The organism is Methylobacter marinus A45 (assembly GCF_000383855.1).
Taxonomy (GTDB): domain Bacteria; phylum Pseudomonadota; class Gammaproteobacteria; order Methylococcales; family Methylomonadaceae; genus Methylobacter; species Methylobacter marinus.
The window spans coordinates 3,595,009-3,607,824 of sequence record NZ_KB912877.1 but is presented as its reverse complement, the minus strand read 5'-3'; the positions used below and the strand labels follow the sequence as shown (position 1 = coordinate 3,607,824).

General features: G+C 54.6%; 9 protein-coding genes. 4 read left to right on the top strand and 5 right to left on the bottom strand.

Annotated elements, in window-relative coordinates:
- Positions 1-178: 178 nt before the first annotated feature.
- The 3 genes from METMA_RS0117130 (at position 179) to METMA_RS0117120 (ending at position 3,386) form a co-directional block, all read left to right on the top strand.
- The gene (locus tag METMA_RS0117130) at positions 179-1,750 is read left to right on the top strand and encodes a GmrSD restriction endonuclease domain-containing protein (RefSeq protein ID WP_020160336.1); all 1,572 of its coding nucleotides are present in this window, start codon (positions 179-181) and stop codon (positions 1,748-1,750) included.
- Positions 1,751-2,194: 444 nt separating this feature from the next.
- Complete coding sequence (locus METMA_RS0117125; RefSeq protein ID WP_020160335.1) at positions 2,195-2,755, top strand: REP-associated tyrosine transposase; 561 nt, start codon at positions 2,195-2,197, stop codon at positions 2,753-2,755.
- 181 nt (positions 2,756-2,936) lie between these two features.
- Positions 2,937-3,386 (top strand): ATP-binding protein, encoded by a 450-nt coding sequence (locus tag METMA_RS0117120; protein ID WP_020160334.1) that lies wholly within the window; start codon positions 2,937-2,939, stop codon positions 3,384-3,386.
- Positions 3,387-3,408: 22 nt separating this feature from the next.
- Here METMA_RS0117120 and METMA_RS0117115 read toward each other — a convergent pair whose 3' ends face one another.
- From METMA_RS0117115 to METMA_RS0117095, 5 genes are all read right to left on the bottom strand, one after another.
- On the bottom strand, positions 3,409-3,744 hold the full coding sequence (locus METMA_RS0117115) for an STAS domain-containing protein (RefSeq protein ID WP_020160333.1): 336 nt from the start codon (positions 3,742-3,744) through the stop codon (positions 3,409-3,411).
- Positions 3,745-3,756: 12 nt separating this feature from the next.
- Positions 3,757-4,854, bottom strand: coding sequence for an ATP-binding cassette domain-containing protein (locus METMA_RS0117110; RefSeq protein WP_020160332.1), 1,098 nt, complete (start codon positions 4,852-4,854; stop codon positions 3,757-3,759).
- Between the two features lie 82 nt (positions 4,855-4,936).
- The gene (locus tag METMA_RS24910) at positions 4,937-7,114 is read right to left on the bottom strand and encodes an ABC transporter permease subunit (protein WP_232216375.1); all 2,178 of its coding nucleotides are present in this window, start codon (positions 7,112-7,114) and stop codon (positions 4,937-4,939) included.
- The gene (locus METMA_RS0117100; RefSeq protein WP_020160331.1) at positions 7,107-9,071 is read right to left on the bottom strand and encodes a SpoIIE family protein phosphatase; all 1,965 of its coding nucleotides are present in this window, start codon (positions 9,069-9,071) and stop codon (positions 7,107-7,109) included. The genes METMA_RS24910 and METMA_RS0117100 overlap by 8 nt, the downstream gene beginning before the upstream one ends.
- Positions 9,055-10,083 (bottom strand): ABC transporter substrate-binding protein, encoded by a 1,029-nt coding sequence (locus METMA_RS0117095; protein WP_156830535.1) that lies wholly within the window; start codon positions 10,081-10,083, stop codon positions 9,055-9,057. The genes METMA_RS0117100 and METMA_RS0117095 overlap by 17 nt, the downstream gene beginning before the upstream one ends.
- Positions 10,084-10,620: 537 nt before the next feature.
- Between METMA_RS0117095 and METMA_RS0117090 the strand changes: the two genes are divergently transcribed.
- Complete coding sequence (locus METMA_RS0117090) at positions 10,621-12,732, top strand: AAA family ATPase (RefSeq protein WP_020160329.1); 2,112 nt, start codon at positions 10,621-10,623, stop codon at positions 12,730-12,732.
- The last annotated feature ends 84 nt before the right edge of the window (positions 12,733-12,816 follow it).

The following is a 12,816-nucleotide window of genomic DNA, read 5'->3' as shown; positions in this document are numbered from 1 at the left end:
GCGACGCTGCATGAGGTGGATTATTTAATGTCGAACCGCCCCTGCTGAGCTTAAATCGAATAAAGAACAACTTTTTAAAAATAATGCTGGATAACATACTTAATTTGCATGTTATCCAGATTTAGATAATCGCTTATTCAGCTGATAATGAGATCGAATCCAACTAAGGATAATATTTATGGCAGCAGCAACAAAGATAACGCCCTCCAGTCCGCGCTTGGCATCGCTTTTGTCCGATGTTGAAAGGGGTAACATTAAGATTCCTGTTTTTCAGCGCCAGTATATTTGGACTGATGAGCAGATAATCAGTTTGTTGGATTCTATTTATAGGGGCTATCCGGTTGGATCGCTATTAATGTGGTCAACTAAAGTAGAACTCAAGCACGAAAGAAATGTTGGTGGCTTTAAACTGCCAGAAACACCAGAAGACTACCCTGTGAACTATATACTTGATGGACAGCAAAGGCTAACAACACTATATGGAGTATTCAACTCTGATCAGAATACAGCTGATGTAGAACTAGCAGGAAGGTTTAATATTTGCTATCTGCCTGAAGAAGATATTTTTGCACACAACTCCGCAACCGCAAACAAAGATAGGATCCAGCTTAACAAGATACTTGACACCACAAAGCTTTTAGCGGAATTGCCCAAGTTTAAAGATGAGCAAAAGGCAAAAATAGCTAAGTTGACTGAGGCGTTTAAAGATTATGAATTTCCGATAGTGACAATAAGAGAAAGAAGCAATAAAGAGGTTTGTAGTATTTTTCAAAGGATTAACTCATCTGGAACGCCACTTAGTAGCATGGAGCTTCTCACAGCTTGGACGTGGTCTGACAAGTTCGATCTCAGGCGAGAAATAGAGTCACTATTAGATAAGCTGGCAGACAAAGGCTACGAAAAAATTGACCAACCACTACTTATGCGTATGTTGGCATCAATTACAATCGGATCAATTGATGAGAATGATTTAGTAGATGTCGATCCCGATACGCTAGTTGACGGGGTTAGTAATCTAAAAAATGCTGTTTTTGCGGCGGTTGATTTCCTTGAGGGACAACTAAAAATAAAAAATATTGTCTTTGTCCCTTTCCCAATTATGATTATTCCAATTGTGCATTTTTATGCAAAAATCAAAAAGCCAACTGCCAATCAATTTTTACAGTTAAAAAAATGGTTCTGGCAGTGTGCGCTTACGCAAAGATACAAAGCAGGTACAAATAGGTTAGTTCTTGAAGACTTGTCGAAAATGCAGCTGGTATTTAATGGTGAAACACCGTTTGATGATACTAAAGTTGTCGTGAAGGAGAGTGTTTTTAAAAGTTCTTGGCGGATTAATTCGACTTCGGCCAAGGCCGCATTGTGTTTGATGGCTCAACTGCGTCCAAAATCATTTCTAACCGGTTCAGACGTAGACTTGGGGTCTGTACTTTCAGCATACAACGCTCGCCAATTCCATCATATTTATCCTAAAGCGCACCTTAATAGCCAGGGAATTTATTTTCATGAGGCTAACATAATTTCTAATATTTGTTTTCTTTCGGCTTCAGAAAATAATGCAATTAGCGATAAGGCACCAGAACAGTACTTTAAGGATATACCTAAAGATCAAGCTGGCGCCATTTTTGATGCAGCCTTAATTCCTAAGGTAGCTCGTGATGGCAAATTGTCCTTCGAAGACTTTATTGAACTACGCACAAAAGAGTTGACCAGAATTGGTCAACTACTGGTTGAGCAGGGAACTCTATAAAAGCTGAACAATGCATTGCAGCGGACAAGCCGCTGAATGCGACGTTATATGCAAATAACATGGATAACATTATCACCATAATTTTAATAATCTTTGTTTTCGTCTCAGCAGCTTATGAGATTATTAAAATATGGCCAGATTCAGGCGCAATGGGCATCAATCTCGACTGGGTAAAATGCCCGAAGTGCAATACCCCATTACCCATAATTAGAAAACCAAAGAATCAAACACAGGTTTTGTTCGGTGGCTGGACTTGCCACTGCTGTGGATGCGAGGTAGATAAATATGGCAACGAAAGAAACACATAACCAGCCCGTAGGGTACGCACCGCGTACCTTTTGAGGTTTGGTTCACCGAAAAAACTTTGAAAATGGTACGCAATGCGTACCCTACGGTGGATTTGCCGTTGTAATATGGTTGCTCGTGTTTTTTTCGGAGATGGGGATGTCTGATTATCGTCGCTGTTACGTGCCGGGCGGATCGTATTTCTTTACTGTGGTGACGGAACGCCGGGCGGGTATTCTGGCGAATGATAAGGCTCGGGATTGCTTGCGGGAGGCGATTCGACATTGCCGGCAACAACTACCGTTTCGCGTCGATGCGCTGGTGATGCTGCCTGATCATATCCACGCCATCTGGACATTGCCGATTGTTGATTGCGATTACTCAAAACGCTGGGGCATTGTCAAAAAACACTTCACTCAGACCTGGCTGGCTTCGGGCGGCACCGAACAATCGGTGACCGCCTCGCGCCTGCGCTACCGGCGGCGCGGCATCTGGCAGCGGCGCTTTTGGGAACATGCGCTGCGCGATGAACGCGATTACCAGAACCACCTCGATTACCTGCATTTCAATCCGGTAAAGCACGGGCTGGTCAAACATGTCATTGACTGGCCTTATTCGTCGTTTCACCATTGGCTGAAACAAGGCTTTTACCCGGAACGCTGGGGATCGAGAATTGAAGACTATGCCGGTCTCGACAGCATTCAATGTACGGGTGAGTGATGCCCGGCTGTTAAAGGTACGCGGTGCGCACCCTACATTTTGTATCATGCCACACGATAGGTTTTTATTGGAAAGAACCAAAAACGCTAAAAACCGGAGTCCCAATAGAATACTCTTTTGAGATTCGAGTCTTAATGTGATGGAATCCTACAAACCCACCCAGACTCAGGAAGCCAGATTCATGAAATCCCGTCCTTGCGGGCACGACAAGCAGGTGTTGCTGGATTGCCGGGTGCCTGCGCGACTCGAAGCAATCGAAACACTGGCCGATGCGGTCAACGAGGTTCTGCCCGATCGCGATCTGGCCTTCTCCGTCAACCTGTGTCTGGAAGAGTTGATAACCAACGTCATTGTTCACGGCCTCAAGGGTGCCGCCGACCGGTTCATGCAGGTCCAACTGATTATATCGGACGACTGGCTGGAAATTCTGCTTCGGGATGACGCGCCCCGGTTCGACCCTTTCATGCAGGCCCCTGAGCCCAATCTGGATCTGGATGTTAACGATCGCCCGATCGGCGGGCTCGGGGTGCATATGGTGAAGAAGCTGATGGACGAGGTCCATGCCGATTATGACGGCTCCGGCAATGTGATTGTTTTGCGCAAGCACTTGCGGCATAAGGCTTCGGAATAGCGGTTTCCCGCAAAGCCTTTATTCAGGCAAGTGCGGCGAGCGCCTCGGCGACGGAATTCTCCATCCTGAACACGGCGCAGAAACCGCACATTTCAAATACCGACCGGACGTTGCCCTTGACATTCGCCAGACACACCCTGCCCCCTTTGGCATTCAGCAGCTTGGTCATGAGCAGCAACGCCCGCAGGCCGGCGCTGCTGATGTAGTCAACCTGGTCAAAGTCAACCACAAAGGAAACAGCGCCGCTGTCGATCATTTCCCGGATTCTTTTTTCATACTCGGGCGCCGTAACCGCGTCCAGCCTGCCGCTGATTGTTACCACGGTGGCATGGCTTTCTACTCTGGTGTGCAAATCCATGGATGCTATTCCTCACGGGCGATTGGTCTTGATCAGGAATTGTAATCTGTTTTTGCCGTCGATCCAGCGGTAGTCGATGCTTTCGGTCAAGTTCCTGATAATCATCAGCCCCAGGTCATCGGTCAAGCGCTCGCTTTCCAGCGGATTGGCCGGTTCCCCGGTGCTTTCGCAGACCAGCTCAAGGCGTTCGGTCTTTTCCGAATAGGTGATGGTCATGTCCAGCACGGCCGTACGCAGGTAAGGCTTGTAGATTTGCAGCAATTCCTCAACCACCAGCAGCAAGTCGTTTCGGGTCTGCTTTGGCAGGATCTGCTTTTCGCAAAAGGCTTCGATTTCCGCATTCATGGCGTACAGGTCGTAGTCCGGCGAGCTGATGCGCCGGGTGTAACTGAGAATCCTGTTGATGAAAGCCTGGGTCCTGGCCTTTTGCGGGTGCTCAAAAATCTGCTCCGGCGTGCCCTCTTCGTAGATCAGCCCTTCGTCCATGTACAGCACCCGGTTCGATACATTCCGGGCAAAATCCATTTCATGGGTGACGATCGCCATGGTCATGCCCTCCCTGGCCAGGCGATGGATGACCGCGAGCACTTCCCTGATCATGGTGGGGTCCAGCGCCGAAGTCGGCTCGTCGAACAGGATGATCTCCGGCTCCATGGCCAGGCAGCGGGCGATCGCCACGCGCTGCTGCTGGCCGCCGGAAAGCTCGTCCGGGTAATTGCCGGCTTTCTCGGCCAGCCCGACCAGACGCAGCAGTTCCAGCGCTTTGGCCTGCGCGGCCGGCTTGCTCATGCCCTTCAGCTTGATCGGCCCGAGGGTCAGGTTTTCCATCACCGACAGGTGGGAAAAAAGATTGAATGACTGGAACACCATATTCATCTTCTGGCGTATTTTGGCGACATCGGTGTTCTTGTCCAGGATGTCCACGCCATTGATATAAATGGACCCGCCGCTCGGCATTTCAAGCAGGTTGAGGCAGCGCAGCAGGGTGCTCTTGCCGGTACCGGACGGGCCGATGATGGAAACGACTTCGCCGGTTTTGATGTCGGTCGTGATGTCTTTCAGCACGGTCAGGTCGCCGAATTTTTTTGACAGGTGCTCGATCCGGATCATGGTCTGGCCGCCTTGCGCCGTTTGTATTTCGGGTCGGTCATCCGTTCCAGGTATTCCAGTGACAGCATCAGAATCCAGGCGATCACGAAATACAGAATCGCCACCATGACCAGCGGAAAGAACGCGTCGAAGGTACGACTGCGAATGATGTCGCTGGCCTTGGTGAGGTCCTGGACCGCGATGTAGCCGACAATGGACGTCTCATCTTCACCAGCGAGATGAACTCCCCTTTGTAGACCGGCAAAATGCGCTGCACGGTCTGCGGCAGCACAATGAACACGAAGGTCTTGACCCGGGTGAAGCCCATGGCGATGCCGGCCTCGATCTGGCCTTTGCCTACCCCTTCGATGCCGGACCGGAAGATTTCGGAGACGTAAGCGGCAAAATTCATCCCGAAGGCGATAATCGCCACCAGCACCGGGCTGATATTGACCGACGCGAAGACCACATAAAAGATCAGCATCAACAGTACCAGCACCGGCATGCCACGGATGATATTGATATAAACCCTGGCCGGCAGATTGAGCACGGTCCGCGGCGACATGCGCATGAAGCAGACCAGCGCGCCCAGCAGTGTGCCCAGGAGCGTCGAGAAAATGGAAATGACCAGTGTGGTTTTCAATCCGTTCCAGATCAGCAGGTAACGGTTTTCCTGCATGATGTTGCTGCGAAAGCTGGTGGCTGTCCTTTCGAGGAACGAGGGAGCCCCGGTTGCCGCGCCGGGTCCGGCGTCATAAGCGGCAATACTCTTTTTGAGGGCGAAGACGCTGGTGCCCATTTCATAATACGGATCGGAAAAATTGATCTGCCGTTTTCGTTCGTCCGTTATATAAATGGAGCTGGCGATCATGTCGACCTTGCCGGTCGAAACGGCGACGATCAGGCTGCCGAACTCCATGTTGGAAAATTCGACCGTTTTGCCGAGAGACGCGGCGAACCGTTCCGCCAGTTCGATATCGAACCCGACCAGCCGGTTATCCTTGACCGCGGTAAAGGGCAGCCCGACATCACTGACGCCGGCGACCAGAACGCCATTCGATCCGGGGTTGTCGATGACCGGCATGCGCGTGTCGCCTTTTTCCATCCAGCGCCGGATCATGTCGGCGTGGATGCCGTTTTGCTTGATCCGGGCCAGAAACTGATTGAACTGATCCCTCAGTGCCTCATTGCCTTTTTTGAAGCCGACGCCTACGTCAAAGGAAAACAGGGACGCCTCCAAAACACCCAGACTGTCGTCCTGGCGCAGGATTTCGCGCAAGGGCTCGGCATCGAACAGGGCGGCATCGACCTTGCCGGTCTTGACCGCCAGTGCGACATCGGCGGGCGTCTTGTATTGCAGAAGGGTTGCATCCGGATAGTTTTTGGTCGCATAAGTGTCATGCGCGGAGCCGACCAGCACGCCGATGCGCTTGTCTTTCAGGTCCTCAACGGAGGCAAGCTGTCCGGCGCGCCGGACAGCCGGTTCCCGTCCGCCGGCCGGAAGCCGCCTGACCAGCATGACCTGCGCGTTGGCGTAATAGGGTTGGGTGAAATCGACGTATTTTTTGCGTTCATCGGTTGCGGTCATGCCGGTTACGATCATGTCCACCTTGCCCGATTGCAGCGCCGGGATCAGCGCCATGAATTTCATGTTGAAAAACTCGACCGGCCTGTTGAGTCTGGTGCCGATAATGCGCGCCAGCTCGCCGTCATGGCCGCTGACCCGTCCGGCTTTGTCCACGAAACTGAACGGCTCGCGTGTGGCGCTGACGCCTATTTTCAGCGGCGTTCCTGCCTTGGGGAGCACGATGTCCAGTTCTTCGTAAGGCGCCAGATCCGGCTTGAACCAGCGCCGCTTCATCGACTCGAGGGTCCCGTCGCTCTTCAGTTCGGAGATGATCCGGTTCAAGTCGGCCAACAGCTCGTCATTGCCTTTTTTGACCGCGATCGCGGTGTCTTCGTAAGCCAGCGGCTCGGGCAGCAGGCCCAATGCCGGATTTTTCTTCGTGACCTGAAGCGCCGCCGGATATGCCGTCACGATGGCATCGAGCTGGCCGGAGCTCATCGCGGCAACGGCGTCCATGATATCGTCGAAGCTTTTGACCTGCGCCTTGGGGAACCTGGCCGTCGTGATGGCTTCTCCGGTTGAGCCGGTCATCACGCCGATTCTTGCCGTTTCCGCATCGTCCAGGCGGGCGATGACCGTTTCGGTTTTTTCGCAGCCGGCGATAAAAGCGATGAACGCCAGAATAATCAGCGTTAACAGCGTCGGTTTATTCATGTCCCTTCCCTGCCTGTTGCCGATTGACATTATTGGTCTTCATTTTTATCGCCAGCATGGTGATGTCGTCCGATTGAGGAGCGCCTCCGGCATGCTGCGCCACCTCGGCGCCGATGTAATGGACCAGGGTTGCAAGGTCCGCTTGCGGCGCGCTTTGCAACGCCCTGAGCAGGCGTTCCTCGCCATACAGCGCCTCTTCCCCGTTTTTTGCCTCGGTCACGCCATCGGTATAGAGAAAAAGAATGCCTTCCCGCTCCAGGGTCAGGCGCTCGGTCACAAAGACGGTTTCAGCCATGGCGCCCAGCATCAGACCGGGTTTTAAGGCCAGATAGCGCACGCCTTGCGAGTCGACAAGCAACGGCGGATTGTGTCCGGCATTGGCGAAACGCACGTGGCCGGTCGTGGTGTCCAGGATGGCGCAGAACACCGTCGTGAACATGCAGCTGTCATTGTCCGAGGCGAGAATCCGGTTGACGGAGGCCAGCATCCGGTCGGGCTCGCCAAGCCGCTGGCCTTCGGTCTTCAGCAGGGTTTTGGCCACCATCATGTACAGCGCCGCGGGAACCCCCTTGTCGGAAACGTCCGCGATCAGGAAACACAGATTGTTCTCGTCAATGAAGAAAAAGTCGTAGAAGTCGCCCCCCACCTCTTTGGCCGGTACCATGGAGGCGTAAATCTCAAACTCGGGATGTTCGGGAAAGGGCGGAAAAATGCGCGGCAGCAGGCTCGCCTGAATCTGGGTCGCCACCTTGAGCTCGCTCTGGATCCGTTCCTTGGCGGCGGTGGTTTCGGTCAGGTTCCGGATGTATTCCTTGAGCGACTGCTCCATGAGCTGAAAATTGTGCGTGAGCACCCCGACCTCGTCATTCGAGCGCACCGCCGGCAACGGCACGTCGAAGTTGCCGGCAGCGATCTCATCGGTCGCCGCCGTCAGCAAGCGCAGCGGCTTGGTGATGGCGCGGGCAATGGAGATGACCGCCAGGGTCAGCAGCAATATCCCGCCCAATCCCATCGCCGCCATGGTCATGCTTAACTTTCTGACATTCTCCAGCAGCTCCGCCTCGGGGAATACGACGGCCAGCGTCCAGCCGGTCGAGGGGATCGGCGTGTAATACATCCAGCTCGTGAATCCGACTATGCTGGTGTAATGGACGAAGCCGGATTCGCCCCGGACCATTTTCTTGCCGAGCGCCCGCAGGTAAGGGTCATTGCGCGCCTCCGCGATGCTGAAGAACGTTTCGTTCATGATGGCCTCGTTCAACGGGTGGGCCAGTATCATCGCGTTGCGTGACAGCAGGGCCGCGTAGCCGGTCCTGAGTATCTTGACGGAGGAGATATAGTTCGTCAGAGCCTCAAGGGAAACATCGGCGGTCACGATTCCCTTGAGTTGCCGGGCAGCGCCGGTGCCCTCGTAGAACGGGACCGAACAGGTCGACATCAAAATGTTGCCGGCGCCTTCATCGAAGTACGGTTCGCTCCATTCGAGTCTGCCCAGCTCGCGCGGAATCTGATACCAGTCCCAGTACAGATAAGGCACGTCGAGGTAGGAGTTTTCCAGGCGGCTAAAGGCGATCTTGCCCTTATCGCGGTAATAATAAGGCGCATACAGGCGCTTGCTTGCACTGAAGGCATAGGGCTCAAAGGCGACGGCCGATCCGTAAATTTCGGGATTGTTTTCGACGGTGGCTCTGATCAGATCGAGCAGTTCCCGCTCCGTATGCCGGCTGATTTCCAGCGAGAGGGCTACTCCCGCCGTCACTTTGGCAACCGCTGTCAGCTGGGCCTCTACCCGATGCACCAGTGACATGGCAAGGTTGTGCGCATTGCTTTCCAGCTCGTTTTGCAGAATGGCGCGGGACCGGTAATAGTTATAGCCGAGCGTGACGGCAAAGATGACGGCGCTGAAGAGCGTGATAACCAGAACGAGCCTGATGACAATGCTATCTTTGCCCGGCATCGGCCCTCCAGACAAAGACGCTGTAGTCGGGGTAGCCTTGAATCAGGCCGTGTTTTTGCATGGCGCGGGCTACGGCTTCATAGTCCTGCTCGACAAGATAGCCGGGGGTTGCCTGGGGATCGACAGGCTTCATCAGGTCCCGCATCCGTTCCAGCATCCATTTCTGGTGCATCCTGTTGGCCGGTAAATGCGCCTCGCGCATGTGTTTGATGACGATATCCAGCGTCTCGTCGGGATGGTCGAAGGCATAGCGCCATCCCTCCAGCGATGCGTTGACAAAGGCTTCCACCATGACAGGATCGTCGCGCAGCGTCTTTTCCATCGTGTAGATCCCGTCCTCCGGAAAATTCATGCCCTGGTCCCTAAGAAAGATGACGTTCAATTCCTCGGGATCGATGCCCGAATTGAGCAGCGTGTGGTACTCATTGAACCACATGGCGGAAGCTACATCGATGCCGCCGCGCAGGAAGAGATTGACGGTGTGGGACTGGCGCACTTCCCGAACCTTGATGCCGTGCCTGGCGAACAGCGTGCGCGGCGGTATCGACACGTCGCCTTCCCACAACCCCACTTTCTTGCCGTTCATATCTTCGATGGTTTCGATGCCGGCCGATTTTTTCGAGATCAGCATCATCGCCGAGCGCTGGATGATTTGGGCCAGGTTAACGAGTTCAGCGCCCTCGGCGCGATGCTGCAGGGCGGTTGTCAACCAAAGAATGGCAAAATCGGCCGTGCCGTTCTTGAGCTCTTCAGCAGGAGAACAGCCGGGCCCGGCCCTGAGGATTTCGAGATCGATCCCATGCCGGGCATAGATGCCCTTGTCCAGCGCCACGTAATAACCGGCAAACTGGGCCTGAGGACTCCATAGCGGCATGAGGGAGGCGCTTTTCAGCGGCGCTTCGGCGGCGCCAAGAGGAAGCGTAACGACACCTGTCATGAGCAGTACGGACATCACTGCGATGAGTGAACGCTTGTAACATTGAAGATAATTCTTATGCCGCATCTTGCTCATGACCATTTCTGTTTGACACTCGGACAAAGGTAATATCCCATGGAGCGGCTGCATACCCGGCCAATCAGCTGAGTTACAGTGATCTCCGCGCCATGCGCCGGCAATAAAAGCGATCTGTTGCCTGATTCCGCCCTCACCGTCAGCAAGCCCCATCAGTACATAAACCATAGATAAAGAAATGCTGAGGTTTGTTTCACAAGAAACAAAACAATGACCGTTACTGCTCTATCTACTGCACAGCAGCATTGATCGGCCTGATCGCTCAACGCCGGGTTGAACCCGTTAGGGTATACGAGACTGTGAAAGAATGAGTGACTGATGTCACGCTGACAATTGACTCAGGCGCCTAACCCGGATATTTCATAAAACATCCGGGTTTATTCACCAGCTCTTCTTCCAGCCTTGCTGCTCCGGTTTCTCTGGATTCGCACAAAAGCAACGGAACCTCGAGCTTGAATCAGGATCTAAAGGACTTTTGTTCAGCGTGATCATGCTCCGGCTCCGGAATATGACTAGCGCCCGCTTTGAGGAACTTTCATGTCAGATTTGTCTAATCCCAGCGATGCGGCTCCGGCCGCAACGCGTCTTAGGCTCGCCATCAAGAAGTCTGCCAGCCGGCTACAGGACTGGTTTGTGATCCAATCGATAACCATCAAGCTGACGGTGCTGGCCGTTGCCCTCCTGATTCCGGTCACCGGCATCTATTCGTTCATACTCATCCAGAAACAGGCCGCCGTGGCTGAGCAGGTCAAGTCCATGACGGCGGGCGAGGAGGCGTGGACTCTCAACGATAAGCTGCCCGTGGTGTTCGGTGCCGGCTCGGTGCTGAGCTTCCTGGAAACGAACCCGGTCGAGCGCATCACCGTGGTCTACGAACCGCTGCTGTGGAACGTATCGGAGCGCATCATCCTGGTCGAATCGCAGGACAAACTGCATGCCTATTACCCTAGCGACATGGAGGCCAAGATCTTCGCCGACAAGGCCGTCACTGCGCCCTGGGGCAGCAAGCTGGCCTTCATCCCGCGCGCAGAGCTCGACCCCGGCAGCCTTGAATTGTTCGAACTCCTGGACCAGCGCTTTGCCAGTGCCCGCCCGCAGTCCGAGAATGACAACTGGAAGGCCCGCGTCAGCGGTGGGCTGACGGTCGTACTGACGCTCGGCGTGCTGGGCTTCCTGTACTTCCAGCTCAAGAGCCAGCACAAGTCGCTCAAGTTCATCGAACCGGCACAGGTGCACGGCTCCATCGACGACCTGGTGGGCATGGATGACATCAAGGCCGAGGTGGCCCAGATCAAGGATCAATATGAACGCCGCGCGGAATATGCCGAGTACGGCATATTCAAGCCCTTCAATGTGATGTTCAGCGGCCCGGCGGGTACCGGCAAGACCAAGCTGGCCAGCTACCTGGCCAAGGAACTGCGGCTGCCCATCCTGTTCCACTCCGCGGCCAATCTGGAAACGGGCTTCGTGTCCGGCGGCTCGAACACACTCAGCCGCATCGTGGCCATGGCCAAGCGGCGCAAGCACTGCATCATCTTCCTGGACGAGGCGCAGGATCTGTTCATGAAGCGCGGCGGCCGCCGCAAGTTCGACGACGACACCGCGAACACGTTTCTGTCTGTGCTGGATGGCGTGCGCAGCAGGAACGAAGCGGAAATCATCTGGATCGTGGCCAGCAACTTCAACAGCGAAACCATGGAGATGGACGAGGCCATGCTGCGCCGCTTTCAGATGAAAGTGGACTTTCGCATGCCCAATCGGGCGGAGCGGCTGGCTATCATCGGCCACTACCTGGGCCAGCGGGCCGATAAGGTGCTGCCCGATCTGGACCTGCGCCATCTGGTGGAAGTGACCGAAGGCCGCAGCCCGGCCGATCTGGAAACCATTGTCAACCAGGCGGGCATCACGGCCGTGCAGACGGGCGGGATGATCGGCGCCGATACCCTGATGCAGGCCGCCGAGCGCGTGCTGGTGGGCAACGTCAACACCAACGCCACGAAGGAACGCGAGCGCGACCGCCGCATCATCGCCGTGCACGAGTGGGGCCACTTCCTGATGGATCTCGCGCGCGAGCGCCAGCTGACCAACGACAACTGGGAGCAGATCCTGGACGACATGAAGACCATCAAGATTTCGCTCAAGGCCAACCCGCGCACCAACGCCTTGGGCTTTGTCTTCCACAAACAGGGGACCAACCTGCTCAAGACCAAGGGCGACATCGAACACGATGTGCGCGTGCTGCTGGGGGGCATGGCCAATGAGGAACTGTTCTTTGGCGAGGAAGGCACGACCAACGGTGCGCACAACGACATCACCCGCGTGACGAAGTTGCTGCACCATGCCGTGGGCGAGATGGGCATGTACCGCAAGACCCGCCTGAACTTCGGCGCGCTCTCCAGCGAGAGCCGCGAGGTCGACGAGGAAACGCGCAGCATCATGGAAGCGCAGAGCGAGCGCCTGTATGGCGAAACCAAGGCCGTGCTGGCCAGGCTCATGCCGCTGACCGAGCATCTGGTCGGCAAGCTCCTGGAAGCCGGCGAAATGAGCCTGAGCGAGGCGTTGTTCGAGATCCGCAGCTTCGAGGCGGCCTGTACTGTGTCAGGAATGTGTCAGGAATTTCAGGTTGAGTCTGAGATCAAAAGTGTTTGACGCTGGCGTTGGGGCGGATCACAAACTGACCGTTCACGGCATAAGCGGACGATCCCGGATATCATATGTTGGGTTAATCCCGGA